Here is a 25,419-nt window from a genome sequence, read left to right as displayed (position 1 = left end):
AGACTTTTTTACAAAGCTATACTGTTCTTCAGATTACAGGATATCTTTCCTGCTTCCCGGGAACTCTAACGGCTGCCAGCCGGTTCCGCTTCGACTACCGCCATTTAAGAGCTTTCATATCCTTTCTTTATTTACTGTCGAAATAATCCATTGATATCTTATTCCTCGCTTATATTTGAGATTCTTAAACACATCTAATTATGATCGCGATAACCAATAGTCAGTTTTTTAATGAAGAGCCGCTCTTAAAAGGTCAAACCATTTTTATTGAAGATGGAAGGATAAATCGAATCTCTAATGAAGAGATTCCTGAAGGTTATCAAATTATTGATGCTGAAGGAAATTATATCAGCCCTGGGTTTATTGATCTTCAGATTTATGGTAGTGGTGGTAATCTTTTTTCTGCCTATCCTACTGCTGAAACTTTAAAACAGATGGATGAAGACTTGTTGGCTAAGGGTACGACCAGTTTTTTAGCTTGTGTAGCAACGAATAGCCCGGAAGTAGTGTACCAATGTCTGGATGCTGCGAAAGTATATCGTAGCGAGGCTAAAGGTTTTTTAGGACTTCATCTGGAAGGGCCGTACATTAATCCAAAGCGCAGAGGTGCGCATATAGAAGAATATATTTACAAAGCTACTTTAGATGAGGTAAAACATTTACTGGAGTATGCAGATGGTACCGTTAAAATGATGACCATAGCAGCGGAGTTACAGGACGAGGAGGTGATCCGTTATTTGGTGGATCAGGGAATCGTATTATCATTAGGTCATAGTGATGCTGATTTTAACCAGGCTACAGCGGCTTATAACAGTGGATTTAAGACAACCACACATTTGTTCAATGCGATGCCTTCAATTCATCACAGAGCCCCTAATTTGCCTGTAGCAGTCATGAATCACCCAACTGCAATGGCTAGTATCATCGCTGATGGCTGTCATGTGGATCTGGAGGTGGTAAAGATGACTTATAAAGCGATGAAAGACCGCCTGTTTCTAATTACAGATGCAGTAACGGCATGCGCAATCGGACCTTATCAGCATGTACTGAAAGGCGATAAATTTGTGACTGCGGATGGTACGCTTTCCGGTTCAAATATTACCCTTTTACAAGCCGTTCAGAATTGTGTATCACATTGTGATATTCCTGTAGGAGAAGCTTTAAAACTCGCCTCAGAAATCCCGGCACTATTAATGGGTATTTTATCTAGAAAGGGCGCTTTAAATGTAGGTAGCGATGCTGATTTACTGTTTTTATCTCCCGGACTACAACTAAAGAAAGTTTTTGTAAAGGGTTTGCACATTTGAGCCCTGATTAATTAAAACAAATAGTTATTTTTGGACTCATGAAGTATAAACGGATTCTGCTGAAATTAAGTGGCGAGTCGCTGATGGGCGATAAACAATATGGTATTGACAATGAGCGTGTTAAACAGTACGCTGAAGACATTAAGGCGGTACATGATGAAGGCCTTGAAATAGCAATTGTTATTGGAGGTGGTAATATTTTTAGGGGTTTAAGCGCCGAAAAGTCAGGAATGGATCGTGCACAGGCTGATTATATGGGAATGTTAGCTACCGTAATCAACAGTATGGCACTGCAGGATGCATTGGAAAAAGTTGGTCTTAAAACCCGCTTACTAACTGCAATTAAAATGGAGCAAATCTGTGAACCATTTATCCGTAGAAGAGCTGTACGTCACCTTGAAAAAGGTCGTGTAGTGATTTTTGGTGCTGGTACAGGTAATCCATATTTCACAACAGATTCTGCAGCTGCTTTAAGAGCAATCGAAATTAAAGCTGATGTTGTATTAAAAGGAACACGTGTAGATGGTATTTATACTGCAGATCCTGAAAAAGATCCTACAGCTACTAAATATGAAAAAATTTCTTTCAAAGAAGTTTATGATAAAGGATTAAACGTAATGGATATGACAGCCTTCACCCTGTGTGAAGAAAATGAACTTCCTATCATCGTTTTTGATATGAATAAGACAGGTAATTTCATGAAAATTGCCAAAGGTGAAGAGATTGGGACACTTGTTAAGGTCTGATTCTAATAAATTTTATATTTTTGGTTAAATTTTACAAAACATGAATGACCTCATAAAGAAACAACTACAAGATGCTCAGGCAAACATGGACAAAGCTATTGACCATTGTGAAGCTGAATTGACAAAAATTCGTGCGGGAAAAGCTTCTGCAGGGATGTTGGATGGCATATTTGTAGATTACTACGGTAGTGCTACCGGCTTATCTCAAGTGGCAAGTATCAACACACCGGATGCGCGTACTATTCTGGTTCAGCCTTGGGAAAAAAATATGTTAGTTCCTATTGAACGTGCCATTATGGAAGCGAACATTGGAATCAACCCTCAAAATGATGGTGTCGTGATCCGTTTGGTCGTTCCTCCACTAACTGAAGAGCGTAGAAGAGATCTTGTTAAAAAGGTAAAAGAAGAAGCAGAACGTGGAAAAATTACCATTCGTAATATCCGTAAAGATGCCAACGAAAAGATCAAGAAGTTAAAAGGCGAAAGCGTTTCCGATGATGAAATCAAAACCGGAGAAGGCGAAGTGCAAAAAATAACTGATGCATATATTATCAAAGTAGATAAACATGCGGAAGCAAAAGAAAAAGATATCATGACGGTTTAAGACCCGATTTATAATTTACTTGTAATTTAAAGGGAATGGGGCTGATGCTTCATTCCCTTTATTTATTTTTGGCTAGATTTAATTAAATGAAATTACTACTCGAATATTTACGTGCTCATAAATGGGTGGTTGCATTAGCGCTTTTACTGGCTGCAATCAATATCGGCTTCTCCTTACTGGACCCATACATCACTGGAAGAATAGTTGATGAGTTCATTCAAAAGAAGGATGTGCTGAATAGAAGCGAATTCGTCTGGGGGGTACTCGGACTGGTTGGACTGAGTGTCGGTGCAGCTATGGTTTCCAGAATTGCCAAAAATTTTCAGGATTACTTTACCAGTATTATTGTTCAAAAAGTTGGTGCAAGTATGTATGCTGATGGACTGAAACATTCTCTTGAATTGCCTTATCAGGTGTTCGAAGATCAGCGAAGCGGAGAAACACTTGGGATTTTGCAAAAGGTACGCCTGGACTCAGAAAAGTTTATTACCGCCTTTATCAGTATTCTCTTCGTGAGTTTAATTGGTATGGTATTCGTAATCGTGTATTCTGTTACGGTAAGTTATAAGGTTACACTGGTCTATTTTTCTGCAATTCCTATCATCAGTTTTGTAAGTTGGTACCTAAGTAGAAAAATTAAAACTATTCAAAAGACTATCGTTGCTGAAACCACTGCATTGGCAGGTTCAACCACCGAATCTTTGAGGAATATAGAACTTGTAAAAAGTCTCGGCCTTGCCAATCAGGAGATCGAAAGGTTGAATAAAACGACTTATAAGATTTTAGGACTGGAATTGAGAAAGGTTAAATATGTAAGAAGTATGAGCTTTGTGCAAGGAACAACAGTCAATTTTGTACGTAGTACGATGGTGGTGGTGTTATTGATCCTGATCTTTGAAAACACGATTTCTGCCGGTCAATATTTCTCTTTCCTGTTTTATTCATTCTTTCTCTTTGGACCTTTACAGGAACTTGGAAATGTAATTCTATCCTGGAGGGAAGCAGAAGTTTCTCTGGGGAATTTCAAGAAGATCCTAAGTACGCCATTAGATGAAAAACCGGTAAACCCAGTTAAACTAGGGAAAATTACTAGCCTTGAGTTTAAAGATGTGAATTTTAGACACCTTACGGGTAAGCACAATGCCTTAAATGATATTAATTTCCGTACCCATAATGGGGAGACGATCGCATTTGTTGGGCCTTCCGGATCTGGAAAAACGACCTTAGTTAAGCTGTTGGTTGGTCTTTATCAGCCAATAGATGGCGATGTGTTATATAATGATACTTCCAGCAAAGCGATTGATCTGGATATGCTGAGGGAGAAGATTGGTTTTGTAACCCAGGATACACAGCTTTTCTCTGGAACGATCAGAGAAAATCTCCAGTTTGTGAGACCTGATGCTACGGATGAAGATTGCCTGAGGGTGATGAAACAAGCCGCTTGTAACAACCTGTTAGCGCGTGCAGACAAAGGTCTGGATACGGTGATTGGTGAAGGTGGCGTGAAGGTTTCCGGGGGAGAAAAACAACGTTTATCTATTGCCAGAGCATTATTACGCAGACCTGATATCCTGGTTTTTGATGAAGCAACGTCTTCTTTAGATTCTTTAACTGAGGAAGAGATTACCGCTACGATCCGTGATATTTCTGTGCAAACAAACCATATTACGATCCTGATTGCCCACAGACTTTCTACGATTCGTCATGCAGACCGCATTTTTGTTTTGGAACGTGGACATATCATCGAACAAGGTAAACATGAGGACTTATTGGCCGAAACAGGCTTGTATTATGCCATGTGGAGACAACAGGTAGGGGAAAGAATAGAATACTAATCCTGATTGCCAGACAAGCTTTGGCGTTAAAAAGGTGAGGTTAATTTTGCTGGTCGTTGATTTCCTGCAAGGTTAACTTCATCATTCCTTTAGTCTTCATATAGGTAATTCCAGCCACAAGGATCGTCATACTTCCTCCGAATACGACTGCAGGGACAGTTCTCATGAGTTTTGCAGTGAGGCCGGACTCAAAGGCTCCAATTTCATTAGAAGAACCAATAAACATGCTGTTTACTGCGGAGACCCTACCGCGCATTTCATCAGGGGTGAGTAATTGCATAATGGTCGATCTGATAATCACACTGACGCTGTCGAATGCGCCTTCCATGAACAAAAACACCAGGGTCAGGTAGAAGTTTTTCGATAAGCCATAGCAGATAATGCTGGTTCCAAATCCGGTTACTGCAATCAGCAGATTTCTCCATGGTTTGTTCATTGGCGAGAAACGGGTCATCGCCAACATGGTAATCACGGCGCCACTGGAAGCAGCAGCCCGCATAAAACCGAGTCCTTCGGAACCAACTTTTAAAATATCGTTGGCAAATACCGGAAGTAGCGCCACCGCTCCGCCGAAGAAAACGGAGAAAAGATCTAAGCTCATCGCACCCAACATCATTTTATTTTTAAAGACAAAGTGGACGCCTTCAGTCAGACTTTTCACAATACTCTCTTTAGGGATATAGGTAGGTGGGTGTGGTTTTAAGAAAAATATGCAAATGAGGGCAATGCTGATGAAGGAAAGGATGACAGCATAGGTGGCAGTAATGCCATAGAAGCCATAGATTAAACCTCCTAGGGCTGGTCCCAAAATAGACGCAGCCTGCCAGCTGGAGCTGTTCCAGGTACTGGAATTCGGGTAAAGCTTTTTAGGGACAATTTGTGCCATCAGTGAAAAGGTTGCCGGACTAAAAAATCCTCTGGCAATTCCGATTCCAAAGACCATCAAGTACATTATTGGCACAATATAATCTACAGGTACATAGGCATGCATTTGTTGGGTGGTTACCACTAACATGATCAGTGAACACAGAAATACGCCGCTAAATATTTTCAGTAAGAGACCTCGTTTTTCTGATTTGTCGGCCACATAACCGCCATATAGTGCAATGCTGATTGCAGGAATTGCTTCGCAGAGACCAACGAGTCCGAGGGCTAAGGGGTCTTTGGTGAGGTGGTAAATGTAAAATCCAATGATGACTGCCTGCATTTGATAGGCAAACGTAAAAAAGAAACGCATTCCGAGGTAGGATCGAAACTCCCGGTATCGGAGTGCAGCGTATGGATCTGGTTTTTCTGTGGGTATATAGGCTTCCAAGAAGGTTGTATTTTTAACAAATGTATGTTATGGTGTTTCAATAACATACACTTGTCAAAAATAATATTACATGATACTGTCATAAAATTCGCTGTAAGCAGCGTACATATCTTCTGCCTGATTGATGGCAGCAGAAACGGCAATTCCGAAAATGCCTGTCAGCATTAATGGATCTACGTCACTTAAGGTAACACCGCCAACGGCGAGCACTGGTAAGTTGATATCTTGTGCTTTTAATGCTTTCATAGCCGTTGCATACCCTTCTACACCTAATAATGGCGCGTTGTTAGGTTTGGTTGTGGTGGTATAAAACGGTCCGAAGCCAGCGTAATCTGCGCCTTCTTTTGCCAGTCTGATTAAGCCTTCTAAAGTATTTGAAGACCCGCCAATCGTAATTGCTTCTCCGAGTTGTTCACGAAGTTTTACAAAATCTGCATCCATATCTTCTATATGAAAACCCTGGATATCGGCTTCTCCGTTCAGATGAATATGATCGGTAACGATCAGGGTAGCTCCCCAATCGTCACAGATTGCTGCAATCGCATTGATATCGTCTAAAAGTTCCTCATCGTTTTTAGTCAGACAACGGTACTGAATCCATTTTGCACCAGCGCTACAGGCAATATTTGCTTGTTCAATATGGCTATGCTGATGGATATCGTGAGTTATAAATTGTAGCTTTTCGATGAATTTCTTCATAAGTTGTTAAAATTTGAAATTTAGCGAAAGTAAAAAATTAGTTCCGGCCTGGGCATAATAAAAATTCTCTGTAGTGATATTTCCCTGGTAGGCAGAGCTATAGGTATAACCATTGCTCTCGTATTTTTCATTAAAGATATTGTTTACCAATAGGCCAACATTGATGTTTTTGATGCCTTTAAGCTGGAAATCATAACCTATTCTCGCGTTATTTACCCAATAGGAATCCAGTTTTCTGCTGTCATTTTGCGTATTGTCCAGGTATTGTTTGCCAACAAATTTGCTTTGTAGCGCTGCTGCAAAACCTTTGAAGGGTTTGTAGACCAGTTCTCCAGCAATGACAGATTTTGGCGAGAAAGAGATATCGGTGTTTTTGTAGTCGGAAGTGAGCAGGGTTTCTGAACCATCATCTTCATATTGTGTTACATAATTGATATAGTTCTGGATTTTATTCCTGCTAAAAGCGGCATTGGCGTTTATAGCAAATTGCGAACTCAGGATATAAGACGCATCCAATTCAACTCCTACACGGTAACTTTTATCTACATTCTGACGGTAAGCATCTGCGAATTCATTGATTTCTCCGGTAAAGATCAATTGATCTTTATAGAACATCCCATAAACATTCAGGCCCAGGTTTAGTCTGTTTTCTTTGTAACGGTAACCCGCTTCTAAATCATGAAGACGTTCTGCTTTAGGAGATGGCAATCCTACTTTTAGGTTGGTAAAATCATCACGGTTGGGCTCTTTATTGGCCACACTAAAGGAAGTGTAAACATTGCTTTCCTCATTGATAAAATAGGTTGCACCTACTTTAGGATTGAAAAAGTGGTAAGTATTGTTAAAATCAAGCTCCCTTAAGTTCTTGTCTTTTCCGGTGATTTTATAGTTGACAGTCCGGTATTGCAGGTCAGCAAAAAGGCTCAATTGCTCTATTGGGCTATAGCTTACTTTACCAAAGGTGTTGAAATCATTTTTGTTTCCTTTACCATCATAATAATGATCGGTGTTGTTACTGGTGGAAGGATATTTTGCCCAGATCACTTCTCCGAAATGTTTCCCTCTGTATTCATTATATGCACCTCCAAGCGTGAAATTCAAGTTAGATTGCGGCTTATAGCTAAGCGCATAAGTAGCACCATAGAAATCATTGTCTAACCAACGGCGACGAATTAAATCCGACCTTTTTTGAATAGCCCCATCCGCATTCATGGGAGGTAAGCCATATTTGCTCAATTTTTGATCGAATTTATATTCTTCAAAATACCCCTTTCCATCGGTATAGTGTAAGGCGGCGTTGAAAGAGAATTGCTCATTCACCTGTTTGGCATAAAGCGCCTGATAATGGTTTTGTGCGTAGTTGTCGGTCTGGTCTTTATAGGTAAACGAGTTGTAGGTTCTGTTCCCTGAATTCAACAGGTTCTGTGTTTGAATTTCATTAAATTCCTGACGTTTGCTGAAATCCAGCATGCCCTGTACATCACCTTTTAATCGTGCTTCAGGAATACCATCCCAGGCCTGGTAAGTTTTTTCCGTTCCGGAGAAGACGTTCAGACGAAGCAGTTCATTTTTTCCATGGTAGGCACCGGAAAGGTAGTACGATTTTAAATTTGAGGCTGCACGGTCGATAAAACCATCAGATATAATTCGGGAAAGTCGGCCATCGAAACTCCATTTATTGTCGATTAAACCGGTTCCTAATTTCACTGTGTTTTTAAGGGTATTGAATGAGCCATAAGTATTGTTTAGTTCTGCGTAGGCAAGTTCTGAAGGCGCGCTGGTCTGGATGTTCAAGCTTCCGCCAAAAGCACCGGCACCATTTGTAGAGGTACCAACACCGCGTTGGATTTGCACATTTTCGATAGAAGAAGCAAAATCCGGCATGTTTACCCAGAATATTCCCTGACTTTCACCGTCATTGTATGGAATTCCATTAATGGTCACATTGATTCTGCTGGCATCGCTACCTCTGATTCGGATGCCTGTATAACCGACACCTGCACCCGCATCGGAGGTTACGACTACTCCCGGGGTGTTGTTTAAAATAAATGGCAGATCCTGGCCGAAGTTGTTCTCTTGAATCTCCGCTTTGCTGATGTTTTTATAGGTAGTAGCGGATTTATCGTTGGCACGTGTGGCGTTCACGATCACCTCGTCTGCAAGAAAAGCAGTAGGTTTAAGGCTGATATTTTCCACCAGATCGGAGGTTAGTTCCAGGTTTTTTTCTGTGGTCTGGTAGCCGATAAAACTGACCACTAACGTATAACTTCCTGCTTTAAGGTTTTTTAGCTGGTATTTTCCCTGCCCATCAGCGGTTACGCCAAAAGATTTTCCTTTTAGGCGGATGGTTGCACCCGGTAATGCCTGATGGTTTGTTTCGGACACAACTCCCGAAAGCGTAAACTGTGCCTTTGTTAATACAGGCAACAATAACATAGCTAGCGCTATGGTCAATAACTTTTTCAATTCTTTGTTTTTTTTAGTTAAACCACTGTAAGTAAGGGGCACTTACAGCCCAGTTAAACTCCATAACTCCAATCCCTCCGCCGGCATTATCCGGATCAGGTGCATATATCTGTTTGTCGATATAATGGGTATGCTCTCAGCCTGTTTTTGTGTTTTTTACAAAACAAGGCACCCCTTTTTGATGGGTCAAAGGTATTGATAAAAATTGAATCTCCTATAGGGGGGACTTTGTTCCCGTTTTTTAGGCCGGATTTTCAGCGGGGAGGATTAAGAAAGCGCTTTACTGCCTTTTAGAAAATCGGCTACAGCAGTGATGGCATTGTTTAATCTCTCTTCAGTTCCGTTGATCACGACATAATTTGCCCTTAAGTTTTGCAATTCCTGATGCCATACCTGCATAAAATGTTCCCGTTTATGGGGGAAATCACGCAGTGGATCTTCCTGCCAGGGCAGGTCAATATCCATAAGCAGGTATAAATCATAAGTATGAAGTGGCAGTGCATTTAAGACCACTTCCGGTGTGTTTCCAAAAACCTCATCGCTCCAGACTTTAACCGTAATAAAAGTAGTATCACAAAATATCAAATCTTTTTCCGCAATGGCGAGGATGGATTCTTCCAGGGCTAATTGTCCGTGGTACATATTTACTTCATCCTGTAAATTGCAGGGTTCGGTTAAAGCAGCGCAATAATAACGCGCATACTCAGGCACCCAAAGTGTCTGGTAATGTTTGGCGAGTTGTTGCGCAATGGTTGATTTTCCTGTGCTTTCCGGGCCAACGATGGCGATTTTCTTAATTGGTTTGTTCACGGTACGTTTTCCTCCAGTCTATATATCCTTTGATGGCAATGGCGACCAGGAAAGCATAAAATATGGCACTTAAATTTAGATTTTTGTAAATATATAATGGGATATAGCAAAGATCAACAACAATCCATAGAATCCAATTTTGCAGGATTTTTCTACTGAGCATGAGTTGTGCTACAAAGCTGACTGCGGTACAAAAGCCATCTTCATAAGGTACGTTGGTATCTGTAAAATGATCCAGGAATAGTCCGAGGGCAACAGATAAAATGACTATAGATCCAATGGCCAGCCACCAACCTTTTTTCGACAGATTGGTTACCGGTTTATCATGAACCTGTTTTTTTCTGATCCAGAAATACCAGCCATAGAAGGCGGTAAAGAGAAAATAGAACTGCAAGGCCATGTCTCCATACATCTTTGCGTCTAAGAATACCCAGGCATAAGCAATCACGCTGATGATCGAAATTGGCCAGCTCAGTACATTCTCTTTTGTAGCCAGGTAGATGCAAATAAATCCGGATACTACGCCCAGCCATTCCAGCCAGGTGGTATGAATAAATTGATCAGCGATTAGCTGAAAAAATGAAGACTCAAGAAATAACATGAGCCAAAAGTAGTTATCCTAAAATTATTTGCATCATAAAAGCTATATGGGAATGTGGTTAATTGTTTGTTTTCGGAGAAGTACTAAAGCTCAATGATACGCGAACGCTAACATCGGTGGTTGTTTTTTCTCTTAACACATATTCCATTCTGATACTCAGATTTGTTCCTTTAACATAGTTGTCCAGGAAGCGGGAGTTGTCGATATCCAATACCAAACCGGTACCAATATTTTGTTGTACATCCGTTCTGGAGGCCACCATTACTTCTTCACCTTTTTCATTGGCTACAAATAATTTCACAGATTTGAACATGCCTAAACTTTTGCTGGCAGGATTACTGGCTTCCATTTTTGCAGAGGCGATTCTGATTTCTTTTACATAGTTTGTACCGTTTTGATTTCCAAAAACCTGGTCGAAACTTGTTGCGGCAGAGCTGGTAGAGATCGTGGTGTTACTTTTTGTACCTGCCGGAATGACTACCGTTGCGTTATAAGGGAAAGAAGATTTTATCAGGGATTGTACTGTAGCACAGCTCGAAAGCATAACAATTGCGGCTGCTACTACAGGGAATACTTTTTTCATTGGGTTATACATTGTTCTCATTTGATATGGTATATTTCAGATAGGAACGGCAAATGTTGTTCCAAATTGCCTCAGTGCGTATTTTACAACCAGTTTTGCCATCTCCGGACTTGTTTTGTCAGGTAAAAGAAGTGGCTGCAAAAACTAAATTCGGATGAGGAGGCAATAAGTTATATCTCATGCGTTTAAATTATAGCGGTGACAAATTAATCTGGAACCAGCTTTTAGCTGCAGGCAGATTAAAACATAATTCCATGCCGCTTGTAGTTATATAGTATAGCCGGAACGAACAAGGAGAACCGGGAACTAACAACTGAACCCCGTAAGGGGGGGGCAGAACAAAGTAACCAGCGGCATAGCAAAGTAAAACAAGCGCATAAAGAAGTAAAAACTATATAATTTAAATCTAAAATTTATCATAATGAAAAGGCTTAAATTGAATTTAATCGTAGTGGCAGGACTTTCATTTGGTTTATTGGCATTCAGTGCCATCAGAGAGGGCGGTATCCAGGGGAAAGTTAGTCCTGCGGAAGGCGCCTCTCAGGTATTGGCCATTGCAGGGAGAGACACCTTACGGGCAACTGTGAACAATGGGACCTTCGTTTTTAGTAAGGTTAAAGCGCAGACTTATACCGTTATTGTAAAGGCAAATCCGCCATATAAAGACAGTTCTGTAGAGAATGTTGCGGTGGTAGATAGTGCTACAACGGATGTTGGAGAGATTAAATTGCTACAGTAATTTATAGTAAATGATTAAAAGGGCTTTAGGTTAATTTCTGACGCCCTTTTTTATTTGAACTGTTTTTTAAAAAACAGCATATTTTTAAGGATCAAAAACGTAACTTTGCATCCCGACGGAAGAGTCGGGATATTCCCCTCGCACAGCAGAGAAAATCTCTAGACTATTCTGGTCTTTTAGAATGCAATTTTTACCAATTTCACTTATACTAACTTTAGACTTTTTAAAGCCTTATGCCTAAAGACACCTCCATACGCTCAGTATTAATTATCGGATCGGGACCTATTATCATTGGTCAAGCCTGTGAATTTGATTATTCAGGATCTCAAGCTGCCTTATCCTTAAAGGAAGAGGGGATTGAAGTTTCGATCATCAACTCTAATCCTGCAACCATCATGACCGACAAGGTGATTGGGGACCATGTATACCTTTGGCCTTTAACGGTAGACTCCATTGAGCAGATCCTGATCGAAAGAAAAATCGATGCAGTTTTGCCTACCATGGGCGGACAAACCGCTTTAAACCTTTGTAAAGAGGCAGAAGAGCGTGGTATCTGGGAAAAATATGGTGTTAGAGTAATCGGGGTAGACGTTGCCGCGATTGAGAAAACTGAAAACAGAGAAGCCTTCCGTCAGTTGATGATTGACATAGGTGTAGGTGTTGCGCCATCCAGAATTGCAAACTCCTTCCTAGAAGGTAAAGAAGCAGCTCAGGAAATCGGTTACCCACTAGTAATCCGTCCTTCTTATACATTAGGCGGTTCAGGTGGTGGTTTCGTGCACAAGAAAGAAGAGTTCGACCACGCTTTACAACGCGGATTAGAAGCTTCTCCAACGCACGAAGTATTGGTAGAGAAAGCAGTAATCGGATGGAAAGAATATGAATTGGAATTGCTTAGAGATAGCAATGACAATGTAATCATCATTTGTTCTATTGAAAACTTTGATCCAATGGGAATCCACACCGGAGACTCGATCACAGTTGCACCGGCAATGACTTTATCTGATCGTTGCTACCAGGATATGCGTAACCAGGCCATCAAAATGATGCGTGCCATTGGTACTTTCGCTGGAGGCTGTAATGTTCAGTTCTCTGTGAATCCTGATAATGATGATATTATTGCGATCGAAATCAATCCAAGGGTATCACGCTCTTCGGCATTGGCAAGTAAAGCAACAGGATATCCGATCGCAAAAATCGCTTCTAAACTAGCCATTGGTTACAACTTAGACGAGATCGAAAATCAAATTACAAAAACAACTTCTGCCTATTTCGAGCCTACACTGGATTATGTAATCGTGAAAATACCTCGCTGGAACTTTGATAAATTCAAAGGTGCCAACATGGAACTGGGATTACAAATGAAATCAGTAGGAGAGGTGATGTCTATCGGACGTACCTTCATCGAAGCACTACAAAAAGCTTGTCAGAGTTTAGAAATTGGCAGAGCCGGATTAGGTGCAGATGGTAAACATAACAGAAGCATCGAAGAGATCATGCACGGTTTGGAGCATCCAAGCTGGAATCGCCTGTTCTTAATCAAAGATGCCATGACTATGGGCGTTCCTTTGGAGTCTATCCGTAAGGTAACGAAAATCGATAAATGGTTCCTTTCTCAGATTCAGGAATTAGTACACCTGGAAGTTGAGCTAAAAAGATATTCTCTGAATAATATTCCTAAAGATTTCTTCTTCACGTTGAAACAAAAAGGATTCTCTGATATCCAGATTGCTTACCTGTTGGGTAATGTAACGGAAGATGAGGTTTATGACCGCAGAACAGCTTTAGGCATCAAACGTGTGTATAAAATGGTAGATACTTGTGCAGCGGAATTTGCAGCGCAAACCCCATATTACTACTCTACATTTGAAGAGGAAAACGAATCGATCCCAACAAATAACAAAAAAATAATTGTATTGGGTTCAGGTCCTAACCGTATCGGTCAGGGTATTGAATTTGACTACTCTTGTGTACATGGTTTGCTTGCTGCTAAAGAAAGCGGTTTTGAAGCAATCATGATCAACTGTAATCCTGAGACAGTTTCTACAGATTTCAACATGGCTGATAAGTTATACTTTGAGCCGGTATTCTGGGAACATGTTCGTGAAATCATTGAACTGGAGAAACCAGTAGGTGTGATCGTTCAGTTGGGTGGACAAACAGCCTTGAAAATGGCGGAGAAGTTAGAGCAACACGGCATCAAAATCATCGGTACATCTTACAATGACATGGATGTTGCAGAAGATAGAGGTCGTTTCTCAGACTTATTGAAAGAATTAGAAATTCCTTATCCAAGATATGGTGTTGCTGAGAACGCTGAAGAAGCGATTATCGTTGCACAGGAAGTAGGATACCCGGTATTGGTAAGACCAAGTTATGTATTGGGTGGACAAGGAATGAGCATCGTGATCAATGACGAAGACCTGGAGAAAGCAGTAGTTAAACTACTAGGTGATCTTCCTGGAAACCGTGTATTGATTGACCACTTCTTAGACAGAGCGGAAGAAACCGAGTCGGATTCTATCTGTGACGGAGAAGATGTGCATATCATCGGTTTAATGGAGCACATTGAGCCTGCAGGGATTCACTCAGGTGATTCCAGCGCGGTATTGCCGCCATTCAGTTTATCTGAAAAGGTAATGAACGACATGGAGACTTACTCTAAGAAAATCGCAAGAGCACTAAACGTAATCGGTTTACTAAACATTCAGTTTGCAGTAAAAGACGAGAAAGTTTATGTGATCGAAGCGAATCCAAGAGCTTCAAGAACCGTTCCTTTCATTGCTAAGGCTTACGACGTTCCTTATATCAATATCGCTGCTAAAGTGATGTTGGGTGTGAACAAATTGAAAGACTTTACCATCGAAAGAAAACTGGTAGGTTATGCGATCAAAGAACCTGTATTCTCTTTTGACAAGTTCCCTGAAGTTGTCAAGGAATTAGGTCCGGAGATGAAATCTACAGGGGAGGCTATCAGGTTCATTAAAGACCTGGAAGATCCTTACTTCAGAAAGTTAGTTAAAGACAAATCGATGTACTTATCGAAATAAATAAAAGAGTCCCGAAAGGGACTTTTTTATTTTAAAAGCTTTTTTAAAGCGAATATCCTCTTTGGAGCAACAAGTGCTGTCCGTTCGCAAAGTGGAATAATGGCTAGGCTCTTCCCCAGATTCGGGTGTTTAAATCCAGCGTTTCAATCACCCGGTAAACATGACGTACCAGGGCCATATCTTCCTGCATCACCTCATCATCCAGCAGGCTATTGAATAGTGGAGCTTCAAAATAATTCTTAGTTAATGGAAAGGCTATATTTACCTGATTTCGGATAAAAGAGAGGCTGATGGTGTATCTACACCTTTCGTTTAGTTCCAGGATCGACTCCATCATTAGCGGTGTCAGGATATAACGTGCTTCAATCTGATCTGAAGAATGGGTGATAAAATGCTTGTCAAATTCCGTGTTTTCTAACTTAACCAGCGTCTCTGAGCTGGAGAATACCGGGATATTGGTGGTAAACCATTCCGTAACGCTATCTCCAAATACTCTGGATTTAACGAGTGTTGCCCCTTTAAAATTCTTGTTAAAGTCAGCCTGAAAGATCACTCCGCGAAAAATATCATGCCAACTCTCCTGGCGGCCGTTTTTAGTGTTTCTTACCTGCTTGTATTTTGCGTGGACTTCCGAAAAGCTAAACTTTGTTTTTCCGGAATTTCCAAACACCAGGTCTTCACTTTTATAGCTATCCGGCCTTCTGTTGTACAATAAAGAACGGATGAACTCATTTTCATTTAAGCCGCTTTCAGGATCAATTTCCAGACTTTCGTCGATCATTTTCAGGGCCTCCGCAATCAGCTTTCGCTTAAAATCCAGGCGGTACTCGTCTATTGCTTTGCTGCCTAGGGCGATCAGGACAAAACCGGTAATAAAGCATAGTACTCCGGCAATTCCGATCAGGGAAATCCCGGATAAAAACCCAAACACAGCAATCCCGGCACCGGCGATGCAAAGGCCTACATGTATAATTCTCTTCTTGCGGAGTTCTTTGCGAGTGAGTTCTAAAGCAGCCAATACCTCCATTGAGGAAGGATTCAGGTAAGATTTTGTAGCCATTAACGGTTAAAAAGATCTTTTGCGTTGAGGCTCGTACGTTCAGTTTCCGGAATGGAGAGCACCGTTTTGGGCGTGTAATTCATCATTCCTGCAATGATACTGCCCGGAAACATCATGATGGCGTTGTTATAATCTGTGACTGCGGCGTTATAAGTCCTTCTGGCGGCAGCGATTTGCTCCTCGCTTTCGGTCCAGGTACTTTGTAGGTTTATGAAATTCTGGCTTGCTTTAAGGTCAGGGTAGTTTTCTACATTAACCATTAATCCACCTATTTGCTGACTCAGTTCTTTGTCCAGGTTCAATTTATCTTCATTACTCAGGTTGGGCGTACTGGCACGGTTCCGTAGGGCGACAATCTTTGTGAGCAGATCTCCTTCATATTGCATGTACTGTTTTACGGTTTCCACAAGGTTTGGGAGTAGGTCGAAGCGCTTTTTAAGCATTACATCAATAGCCGAGAAGGCGTTATCCGTTTGGTTCTTTTTTGCGATCAGGGAATTGTACATAGAAATTCCGATGAGTGCAAGGACCGCAATAATGATAATAGCAATGATCATAAATGAAAGTTAAGAGGTTAAAGAGTAGGGGAAGATATAAAATTTCCCTGAAAAAACAGGTTGCTGTTACTCCAGGATTACTACACCTTTAGCTTCAAAAGCCAGTTCTTTCTTTGGGGCGTTAATTTTTGCAACTTCTTCGGCAGATTTATGAGCATCTTCTGCATAATGGCGTAATGTTTCTACGGAGATGGTTTGTTTTTTAGCGAGACCATCCAGGGCTACTTTTTTACCTACGATATCCATCGGCATAAAGAATGCATAATCTTTGAAGGTGATGCGCATAGATTCACCTGAAGGAGTTTTCAGCGTCATCCAGCAGCCTTTTTTCTGGCAAACCTCTACTACTTCTCCCGTAATTTTCATTGGAACAGTTTTTTGATCGCCCATCGCGGCTTCTATTTTGGAAACAGGAAGTAAATTACCGGCGGTTACGCCATTTCCGAAGGATTTGCCGGGAATACCGGCAGTATCCTGTGCCAATGCACAAAAGGACATCGCGCAAAAGCTCAGACTTAGTATTAATTTTTTCATATGGGGTTAGAATTAAAAAGTTGATATTCTATTTGTTAACAGTAAAAATATCAAATTTTTCCTATACTGGACCTAACCAAAAAGCTATAAAACAAAAAAATCCTCGTTATCTATCGATAACGAGGATAATCATCCCTATTGTTGTTAAATCATAAATGATCAACGCTTTACATTAGACAACTTACAGGCCGGTTTTTAAAAACACTCTTCGTTTTTACTAAACAACTGATAATCAGTGCTATTTGAAGTAATGTGGCTTTAGGCGCCAAATATCAATGGGGAATAATATCCCCAATATGTAGAAATTGCATCAGAAAATTCCTCATATTGGGGAAATGTTCCCCCAAATAGAATTTATTCTTATCCAAATAGCAAAGAAAACACGTCTTCTATTTTGCTTACCGGAGTCAATTCTATCTTATATCGTTCGGTGATCAGGCCTTTCATATTATAGCTGGAGATAAAGATCCTTTCAAAGCCTAGTTTTTCCGCTTCCGAGATCCGTTGTTCAATGCGGTTAACCGCTCTGATTTCTCCGGAAAGTCCAACTTCAGCGGCAAAACAAATCTTGGAAGAGATAAAAATATCTTCATGAGAGGAGATAATCGCGACTAAAATCGCCAGGTCAATCGCGGGGTCTTCCACTTTAATACCGCCGGCAATATTTAAAAACACATCCCTGGTACTCAATCGGAAGCCGCATCTTTTTTCCAGTACAGCCAGCAGCATATTCATCCTTTTGGTATCGAAACCATTAGAAGAGCGCTGAGGCGTTCCGTAAGCGGCAGCACTCACTAAGGCTTGCGTCTCGATTAACATCGGTCTGGCGCCTTCTAAAGTGGCTGAAATCGCAATTCCACTCAGCTCTTCATCCCTTTGCGATAATAAAATCTCCGAAGGGTTAGAAACCTGCCTTAAACCGGTGCTGTGCATCGCATAAATCCCCAGTTCGGCTGCAGCGCCGAAACGGTTTTTAATGGAGCGTAAAATCCGGTAAACATGGTTCCGGTCGCCTTCAAATTGTAATACCGTATCCACCATGTGTTCCAGGACCTTAGGTCCGGCAATGGCGCCATCTTTGGTGATGTGGCCGATTAAAAACACCGGGGTATCCGTTTCTTTGGCAAATCTCAGCAGCTCTGAAGTACATTCACGAACCTGGGAAACACTCCCTGGTGTGGCATCAATATGCGAAGAATGTAAAGTCTGAATGGAATCTACAATCAGCAGATCCGGGTTCAGTTCTTCAATCTGTTTGAAAATATTTTGAGTAGAGGTTTCCGTCAGGATATAGCAATCAGAGGTCGGGTTGGAGATAATCCTTTCCGCTCTCATTTTTATTTGTTGTTCACTTTCTTCACCGGAGATGTATAAAATCTTTTTTCCGGGGATATTTAAGGCCAGCTGAAGCATTAAAGTCGACTTTCCGATACCAGGTTCCCCACCGATTAAGATGACAGAACCGGCCACCAGACCACCGCCTAATACACGATCCAGTTCCAGATCACCGGTTAAAATCCGTTCCTCAGTAATCGAGATAATGTGGTCTACTTTATTCGGTTTATTGACCCTTGTAGTGGTGGTAGAAGTTTTCCAGGCAGGCACTTTCGAGCCGGCTTTTTCGATTACTTCTTCTACAAAAGTATTCCATTCGTTGCAGGAAGGGCATTTGCCGAGCCATTTTGCGGTTTCATGACCGCAACTCTGACAGAAATATGCTGATTTAGTTTTAGCCAATTTACAGGAGTTTTAATGAAGTACGAATTTAAGATAATTCGGAATAAAACAGGTTTAAAAATCCCCTAAAAGCAAACAGGCCTGTTCCAAGAGGAGCAGGCCTGTTTAAAGAAATTTTATCGTGATTATAATTTAATCTCTTCGTCTTTAGACGAGATAAAATGGAATTCAGTTAGGTTATAAGAAGGAACCGCCTTGACTTTGATTCTTTGTCCGAATTTAAAGAACCACTTCCATTGTAAAGATATAAGCCCTTTTTTGATGTAAGCCTCAATATAAGGGTGTACACAAAGTGTAATATTTTTTTCGTTTTGCTCCTGCAAAATATAGGTCAGATTGTTTTCGATGTCATCCATCAATACAATGCTTGCCTTAATTTCACCCGTACCGTCACAGGTTGGGCATTTTTCACTGGTTACGATGTTCATTTCCGGTCTAACGCGCTGGCGTGTGATTTGAACAAGGCCAAACTTACTTGGAGGAAGAATGGTATGTTTCGCACGATCCAGGAGCATGAGTTCCTTAAGGTAGTCAAACAACATCTTACGGTTAGCAGGCTTGTGCATATCGATAAAATCGATCACTACAATACCACCCATATCACGTAAGCGTAATTGTCTCGCAATTTCTTTCGCCGCTTCTTTATTTACCTGAAGGGCATTTTCTTCCTGATTTTCTTTGCTTGCCGTTCTGTTACCGCTATTCACGTCAACAACATGCAATGCTTCGGTATGTTCTACAACTAAGTAGGCACCACCGGCCAGGTTTACTGTTTTTCCGAAAGCATTTTTAATTTGCTTTTCGATACCGAAGTGTTCAAATATCGGTTCTTTATGCTTGTAGATCTTAACGATCTTCTCCATCTCAGGAGAGATTTCATGCACATAAGAGCGAATGTCTTCGAACAAATTACTGTCATTCACGTAAACGTTGGTGAAGTCGGTACTTAAAATGTCACGGATAAGCGTGGAAGTACGGTCCATTTCTCCCCAAACACGTTTTGAAGGTTCTGCATCGGGCAACTTTTTAATAAAGTTTTCCCATTTGGTTACAGAGTCCAAAAGGTCTTTTTGAAGTTCGGCAACGCCTTTACCTTCAGAAACCGTTCTAATAATCACTCCAAAGTTTTTCGGCTTGATACTTTCGATAATCTTTTTGAGGCGATTACGTTCCGTATTGCTTTTAATCTTTTTGGAAATCGAGATGACATTAGAGAAGGGAACCAGCACAATATAGCGTCCTGCTATAGATAAGTCTGAACTTAAACGTGGCCCCTTTGTTGAAATTGGTTCTTTGGCGATTTGAACTGGTAAGACAAGATTCTTGCTGACCACTTCAGAGATCTTCCCAGCTTTGTTAATGTCTCCTTCTAGCTTGAAATTATCTAATAAAGTTCCGCTAACAGAGCCATTACGCTTGATTTTAGTAAGCTTAATTAAAGATTGTACTTGTGGACCCAGGTCGAAATAATGCAAAAAAGCATCTTTTTCGTAACCTACATCAACGAACGCAGCATTTAGACCAGGCATAATTTTCTTTATGCGGCCCAAATAAATATCACCTACAGCGTAGTTGTTATTGATGTGTTCCTTATGCAGTTCTACAAGCTGTTTGTCTTCAACTAAAGCTATGGTTACTCCCGAGGGAGATGAATCTATAATGAGTTCCTTTACCAAAAGCTACAGATTTTAAGGCGATTAGCCTTATTAACACATGGACAATAAAAAAAATATTGCTACCAACAATTAAGGCTACGATCAAATCCTAGCCTTAGTTGTTGAGCAAAACATTAAGAAAACCTATTTTTTCTTATGTCTGTTTTTTCTTAAACGTTTTTTGCGTTTGTGGGTAGCCATTTTATGTCTCTTTCTTTTCTTACCGCTTGGCATAATTTTTGGGTTTTAAATATTTTCGTAAATCTGTTTATTATTTTTTATTCTTTAACGCATTCACTTTATCATCGATAAACTTCGACAAGGTCGCGTTTGCAGCTAATTTTTTACTCTTTTCGTAAGCTTCAATAGCTTCCGTGTTTTTTCCAAGGTTTTCATAGGCCGTTCCCAGATAGAAATACGCATCTGGCGAAGGCTTCATGGCAATGATATTTTGGAATCTGGTTATTGCTTTATCAAATTGTCCCGACTTCATAGCGAAAGTACCTAAGCTCATATTTGCTTTTAAGTTCTTTGGATCTTTCTTTACAACGTCCATTAACATCGCTATCCCTGCCATTGGGGCGCCCATTCCGTTAACGATGGTAATTCCAAGGCCTGTTTTAGCATCATTACTGTTGGAGTCTATTTTCACTGCATTGGTGTAAGCGAAATTCGCTTTTTGCAATAATGCAGGTAATAATATACTATCACGGGTGTTGTCAAATGCCTTCATAAAAGTATCACCGGCAGATAACCAATTGTTCAATGTAGGTTCTTTGCTGGCAACGATTTCCAAATATAAGGCACTTGGAACGGTTTGCTCTAAATCATCCCATTTCTTTGCTAACAATTTTGCTTCGGCAGCTTTATCGGCTTCAGAAGCGCTGTTGTATGCATTTTCAAGGGCTACGATTTCAGCGGCTAAACTCGCATTGATGGTGTTTTTAGCGACAGTTGAAACCTCCTTAAGGTTGATTTCGGCTGTTGCAGGGGCTTGTGCCGACATAGAGCCACCGGCAGGAGTGCTGCTGGTTTGTTCTTTAGGCTTTACCAACCCTTTAATATCCCGTGTAAACAAAAACGCTACAAGCAGTACAACTGCTCCTATCAATATGGCTTGTTTAGTTCGGATATCTTTTATCATCATGAATTAGGCTTCTACGCTAACTATTTTTGAATTATTTTTCACTTTATCAACAAATACTTTTGCTGGTTTAAAGCTTGGAACGAAGTGTTCCGGGATAATAATTGCAGTGTTTTTAGAAATATTCCTTGCAGTTTTTTGTGCTCTTTTTTTAACAACAAAACTACCAAAACCCCTAACATATACATTTTCTCCACCAATCATGCTGTTTTTGATGACCTTGAAAAATGCCTCAACGGTTTCTTGTACATCTACCTTTTCAATTCCTGTTTTCGTTGATATTTCTGAAATAATATCTGCCTTAGTCATATTCTCTGTTATTAATTTATAGTGTGTTATATACTTTATAAGTGTTTTGGGGTTGCAAAAGTATTGCTTTTTAATGAGATAGGAAAATAAAAGATGATTTATTTCCACCCGGGAGTATCACTGAATTGCAAGTTTTAGTAAAAATAAATATTTAGCGTGTATTTTTGCGGTTATGAGTTTTCAGAGAGAAATCGTTAAATGGTATTCCGTCAATAAAAGGGAGCTTCCCTGGAGAGACACTACTGACGCCTATGTGATTTGGCTGTCTGAAATTATTTTGCAGCAAACGCGTGTAGAACAGGGTTTACCTTACTTCCAGCGGTTTTTGCAAAACTACCCGACCGTCAATGATTTTGCCAATGCCACAGAGGCTCAGGTACTTAAATTATGGCAGGGATTGGGCTACTATTCCAGGGGCAGAAATATGCTCTTTACCGCAAGGCTGATTCAGGAAAAACACGCAGGTATTTTCCCTACAAAATATACCGAGCTGATTCTCCTGAAAGGGGTAGGGGAGTACACTGCGGCCGCAATTTCTTCCTTTTCGGCCAACGAATCCAGGGCAGTGCTGGATGGCAATGTGTTCCGCGTATTGTCGCGTTATTTTGGGGTAGAAACGGCCATCAATAGTACCGAAGGAAAGAAGGAATTTACGGCCCTGGCCAATGCCTTAATTGAGGATCAGAATCCATCCATATACAACCAGGCCATCATGGAATTCGGCGCCTTGCAATGCAAGCCAAAATCACCGGATTGCAGCAGCTGCCCGGTACAGTCGGGCTGTGATGCCCGGGCGAATGACCGTGTTAATGTATTGCCTTTAAAACTAAAAACCTTAAAGAAGCGGACCCGGTATTTCAATTATTTTGTGTGTCAGGAAGGCGAAAACCTATTGGTGAAAAAACGGATTGCCGGTGATGTATGGCAGGAATTATATGACTTCCCCTTAATCGAAACGGAAAAAAATTACCTGGAAATTCCGGAAAGTTTTCTGCCGGAATTAAAAAATAACTTTGGCCCCGACTGTCTGATTACGCCAATCTCTGCACAAAAGCATTTGCTGACTCACCAAACAATATATGTTCAATTTTTTGGTTTAGACAATTATATCATTAACTTTAATAAGAATGCAGAAATAAAATGGGTTTCCCTGGCAGAATTTGAGGAGCTGCCTCAACCTAAAGTAATTACCAATTTTATGAATTCCAATTCAATTAAACAGTAAAAATAGATTCCATGTCAGGTATTAACAAAGTTATTTTAGTCGGACATTTAGGCAAAGATCCTGAAGTTAGACATTTAGAAGGAGGGGTAACTGTCGCTAGTTTTCCATTGGCAACATCAGAGACCTATAACAAAGACGGTAAGCGAATAGAGCAAACGGAATGGCATAACATTGTTTTATGGAGAGGGCTGGCAGAAGTAGCCTCAAAATATTTACAAAAGGGGAAATTGGTCTATATTGAAGGCAAGCTGAGAACGCGCTCTTTTGAAGACCGTGAAAAGGTAAAGAAATACGTAACAGAAGTGGTGGCGGAAAACTTTACGATTCTAGGTAGAAAAAGCGATTTTGAGCATACGCCGGTGACCACTGAAAACACCACACCAAAAAGTGAGACGGAATATCTTGATCCGAGCGAGGTATCAGGAGATCTGCCGTTTTAACCGGGAACAACATCCTGAAGAGAAAGGCATCATCCTGATAAAGGATATATCACCTTGATGATGGGTGTAAAAAAATTATAATGGCTGGAAGCTTTCCTCAAAAAGGGAAGATCTTCCAGCCATTTACTGTTTTAGGTGTTTAAAATTATTCTACGGTTACAGATTTCGCCAGATTTCTTGGCTGATCTACATTACAACCGCGCATTAAAGCGATGTGGTAAGACAACAACTGCAAAGGGATTGTGGCCAGTAAAGGCAGGAAAGCCTCACTAGAATCCGGAATCTCGATGCAATAATCTGCCATTTTCCTCACTTCAGTATCACCTTCAGTTACAATCGCAAGTACAATACCTTTTCTTGCTTTTACTTCCTGAATGTTGCTAATCACCTTCTCATAAGAAGAATTTTTAGTGGCAATTACCACAACCGGCATTTCCTCGTCAATTAAGGCGATAGGGCCGTGTTTCATCTCAGCTGCCGGATAACCTTCCGCATGGATGTAAGAGATCTCCTTAAGCTTTAAAGCGCCCTCTAGCGCCACAGGGAAACCGCTACCTCTTCCAAGAAATAGACAATTTCTCGAATCCTTGAATTTTGCAGCAATTTCTTTGATCAAATCATTAGATTCCAGTGCTTTTTGAATCTTATCTGGAATCCCATCTAATTCTGTTAGCAGTTCTACCAATTGAGATTTAGTGATGGTTCCTTTTTGTTGTGCCATATAGAAAGCCATCAAGGTCAGCACCGTTACCTGAGCGGTAAATGCTTTGGTAGAAGCCACACCTATTTCCGGGCCGGCATGGGTATAAACGCCCGCATGCGTTAAACGTGGAATAGAAGAACCGACCACATTACAAACGCCAAAAATGGTAGCGCCTCTTTCCTTGGCCATTTCAATAGCTGCCATGGTATCCGCAGTTTCACCGGATTGAGAGATCGCGATCACGATATCTTTTTCGGTGATAATTGGATTTCTATAGCGGAATTCCGAAGCATATTCTACTTCAACCGGAATCCTTGCATACTCTTCAATCAGGTATTCGGCCACCAGACCAGCATGCCATGAAGTACCACAGGCCACGATAATGATCCTGTCGATATTTTTCAGTTTCTCGGCATACTCCTTAATACCACCCAGTTGAACCAGACCTTCTGCCGGATAAATCCTGCCACGCATACAATCACGGATAGAGCGGGATTGTTCAAAGATTTCTTTCAGCATAAAATGCTCATAGCCACCTTTTTCCAGCATTTCCAGTTTCAGCTCCAGGGCCTGAATGTAAGGCGTTTGCACCACATTGTCGAGGCGTTTGATCAGCAACTCATCACGTTTTACCAAAGCAACCTCATTGTCGTTCAGATAAATTACGTTTTTAGTATACTCAATGATCGGTGTGGCATCAGAAGCGATAAAATATTCGCCGGCACCGACACCGATAACCAGGGGACTACCCTTTCTGGCGGTAATCAATTGCTCCGGCTGATCCTCATCCATTAATACAATGGCATAAGCACCCGTTACCTCATTTAAGGCCAGTCTTACGGCTTCAAAAAGATCTGTGTTTTCATTTTTGTAGATCTCTTCGATCAGGTGTACCAGTACTTCCGTATCGGTATCACTTTTAAATTCATGCCCTCTGTGGATCAGTTCTTCCTTTAGGGTCGCATAATTCTCGATGATCCCGTTATGAATAATGGATAACTTTCCGCTGTTAGAGGTATGGGGGTGAGAGTTCCGGTCGGAAGGAGCACCATGGGTTGCCCACCTGGTATGTCCGATACCGATAGTTCCCGAAAGGTCTTTTCCTTCAGAGAATTTCTCCAGTTCCTGAACTTTTCCTGCTTTTTTATAAATATTTAACCCCGTTTCATTGATTAGCGCAATTCCTGCACTATCATAACCGCGATATTCCAATCTTTTGAGTCCTTTGAGGACGATAGGCCAGGCTTCCCTGTGACCAATGTAACCAACAATTCCGCACATAATAAAATATGTTTTAAAA

22 protein-coding genes are annotated in these 25,419 nt (G+C 40.9%); 8 read left to right on the top strand and 14 right to left on the bottom strand.

Translation table 11 applies throughout. The annotated features are described in order from the left end of the window. Positions 1–200 precede the first annotated feature (200 nt). The 4 genes from nagA (at position 201) to R2Q66_RS03480 (ending at position 4,492) form a co-directional block, all read left to right on the top strand. The gene (nagA, locus tag R2Q66_RS03495) at positions 201–1,307 is read left to right on the top strand and encodes an N-acetylglucosamine-6-phosphate deacetylase (protein WP_316746607.1); all 1,107 of its coding nucleotides are present in this window, start codon (positions 201–203) and stop codon (positions 1,305–1,307) included. Positions 1,308–1,345: 38 nt separating this feature from the next. Next, on the top strand, positions 1,346–2,053 hold the full coding sequence (gene pyrH / locus R2Q66_RS03490) for a UMP kinase (protein WP_265840319.1): 708 nt from the start codon (positions 1,346–1,348) through the stop codon (positions 2,051–2,053). Between the two features lie 40 nt (positions 2,054–2,093). Next, a complete protein-coding gene (frr, locus tag R2Q66_RS03485) occupies positions 2,094–2,657 on the top strand; it encodes a ribosome recycling factor (protein ID WP_182960357.1) in 564 nt (187 codons plus the stop codon). An 86-nt stretch (positions 2,658–2,743) separates the two neighbouring features. Then, entirely contained in the window at positions 2,744–4,492 is a 1,749-nt protein-coding gene (locus R2Q66_RS03480) for an ABC transporter ATP-binding protein (protein WP_316746606.1), read from the top strand. Positions 4,493–4,532: 40 nt separating this feature from the next. On the opposite strand, the gene R2Q66_RS03475 is transcribed toward R2Q66_RS03480, so the two are convergent. From R2Q66_RS03475 to R2Q66_RS03450, 6 genes are all read right to left on the bottom strand, one after another. After that, positions 4,533–5,807, bottom strand: a complete 1,275-nt coding sequence (locus R2Q66_RS03475; RefSeq protein ID WP_316746605.1) for an MFS transporter — start codon at positions 5,805–5,807, stop codon at positions 4,533–4,535. Between the two features lie 66 nt (positions 5,808–5,873). After that, entirely contained in the window at positions 5,874–6,506 is a 633-nt protein-coding gene (locus R2Q66_RS03470; protein ID WP_316746604.1) for a thiamine phosphate synthase, read from the bottom strand. Positions 6,507–6,512: 6 nt separating this feature from the next. After that, the gene (locus R2Q66_RS03465; protein ID WP_410479371.1) at positions 6,513–8,942 is read right to left on the bottom strand and encodes a TonB-dependent receptor; all 2,430 of its coding nucleotides are present in this window, start codon (positions 8,940–8,942) and stop codon (positions 6,513–6,515) included. A 297-nt stretch (positions 8,943–9,239) separates the two neighbouring features. Beyond that, positions 9,240–9,782, bottom strand: a complete 543-nt coding sequence (locus tag R2Q66_RS03460; protein WP_316746602.1) for an ATP-binding protein — start codon at positions 9,780–9,782, stop codon at positions 9,240–9,242. Then, entirely contained in the window at positions 9,766–10,383 is a 618-nt protein-coding gene (gene pnuC / locus R2Q66_RS03455) for a nicotinamide riboside transporter PnuC (RefSeq protein WP_316746601.1), read from the bottom strand. The genes R2Q66_RS03460 and pnuC overlap by 17 nt, the downstream gene beginning before the upstream one ends. 58 nt (positions 10,384–10,441) lie before the next feature. Next, complete coding sequence (locus R2Q66_RS03450) at positions 10,442–10,966, bottom strand: hypothetical protein (RefSeq protein ID WP_316746600.1); 525 nt, start codon at positions 10,964–10,966, stop codon at positions 10,442–10,444. Between the two features lie 421 nt (positions 10,967–11,387). Here R2Q66_RS03450 and R2Q66_RS03445 point away from each other — a divergent pair, with 421 nt between their 5' ends. Both R2Q66_RS03445 and carB read left to right on the top strand, forming a co-directional pair. Continuing rightward, positions 11,388–11,705: a carboxypeptidase regulatory-like domain-containing protein gene (locus tag R2Q66_RS03445; protein WP_316746599.1), complete on the top strand. Its 318-nt coding sequence runs from the start codon at positions 11,388–11,390 to the stop codon at positions 11,703–11,705. 233 nt (positions 11,706–11,938) lie between these two features. Then, positions 11,939–14,755, top strand: coding sequence for a carbamoyl-phosphate synthase large subunit (gene carB, locus R2Q66_RS03440; RefSeq protein WP_316746598.1), 2,817 nt, complete (start codon positions 11,939–11,941; stop codon positions 14,753–14,755). A 103-nt stretch (positions 14,756–14,858) separates the two neighbouring features. Here carB and R2Q66_RS03435 read toward each other — a convergent pair whose 3' ends face one another. From R2Q66_RS03435 to R2Q66_RS03405, 7 genes are all read right to left on the bottom strand, one after another. Continuing rightward, a complete protein-coding gene (locus R2Q66_RS03435) occupies positions 14,859–15,815 on the bottom strand; it encodes a DUF3137 domain-containing protein (protein WP_316746597.1) in 957 nt (318 codons plus the stop codon). Then, positions 15,815–16,372 carry a LemA family protein gene (locus tag R2Q66_RS03430; RefSeq protein ID WP_316746596.1) on the bottom strand — a complete coding sequence of 186 codons (558 nt, stop codon included), beginning with the start codon at positions 16,370–16,372 and terminating at the stop codon, positions 15,815–15,817. The genes R2Q66_RS03435 and R2Q66_RS03430 overlap by 1 nt, the downstream gene beginning before the upstream one ends. Before the next feature lie 66 nt (positions 16,373–16,438). Next, the gene (locus R2Q66_RS03425; protein WP_316746595.1) at positions 16,439–16,906 is read right to left on the bottom strand and encodes a DUF4920 domain-containing protein; all 468 of its coding nucleotides are present in this window, start codon (positions 16,904–16,906) and stop codon (positions 16,439–16,441) included. Between the two features lie 360 nt (positions 16,907–17,266). Then, a complete protein-coding gene (gene radA, locus R2Q66_RS03420; protein ID WP_316746594.1) occupies positions 17,267–18,643 on the bottom strand; it encodes a DNA repair protein RadA in 1,377 nt (458 codons plus the stop codon). Positions 18,644–18,768: 125 nt separating this feature from the next. Then, on the bottom strand, positions 18,769–20,319 hold the full coding sequence (locus R2Q66_RS03415) for an Rne/Rng family ribonuclease (protein WP_316746593.1): 1,551 nt from the start codon (positions 20,317–20,319) through the stop codon (positions 18,769–18,771). Between the two features lie 250 nt (positions 20,320–20,569). Further along, positions 20,570–21,445: a tetratricopeptide repeat protein gene (locus R2Q66_RS03410; protein ID WP_316746592.1), complete on the bottom strand. Its 876-nt coding sequence runs from the start codon at positions 21,443–21,445 to the stop codon at positions 20,570–20,572. 3 nt (positions 21,446–21,448) lie between these two features. Next, positions 21,449–21,751 (bottom strand): HU family DNA-binding protein, encoded by a 303-nt coding sequence (locus R2Q66_RS03405; protein ID WP_062550757.1) that lies wholly within the window; start codon positions 21,749–21,751, stop codon positions 21,449–21,451. 172 nt (positions 21,752–21,923) lie between these two features. Between R2Q66_RS03405 and mutY the strand changes: the two genes are divergently transcribed. Continuing rightward, positions 21,924–22,976, top strand: a complete 1,053-nt coding sequence (gene mutY, locus R2Q66_RS03400; RefSeq protein ID WP_316746591.1) for an A/G-specific adenine glycosylase — start codon at positions 21,924–21,926, stop codon at positions 22,974–22,976. Positions 22,977–22,987: 11 nt separating this feature from the next. After that, complete coding sequence (locus R2Q66_RS03395) at positions 22,988–23,416, top strand: single-stranded DNA-binding protein (protein WP_316746590.1); 429 nt, start codon at positions 22,988–22,990, stop codon at positions 23,414–23,416. Between the two features lie 145 nt (positions 23,417–23,561). Here R2Q66_RS03395 and glmS read toward each other — a convergent pair whose 3' ends face one another. Continuing rightward, entirely contained in the window at positions 23,562–25,400 is a 1,839-nt protein-coding gene (glmS, locus tag R2Q66_RS03390) for a glutamine--fructose-6-phosphate transaminase (isomerizing) (RefSeq protein WP_316746589.1), read from the bottom strand. Positions 25,401–25,419: the final 19 nt, after the last annotated feature.

Origin of the sequence: Pedobacter gandavensis (genome assembly GCF_032677645.1) — a bacterium.
In the GTDB taxonomy this organism is placed as follows: Bacteria; Bacteroidota; Bacteroidia; order Sphingobacteriales; family Sphingobacteriaceae; genus Pedobacter; species Pedobacter gandavensis_A.
The sequence above is the reverse complement of the archived record's forward strand: the minus strand, read 5'-3'. Positions and strand labels throughout refer to the sequence as shown.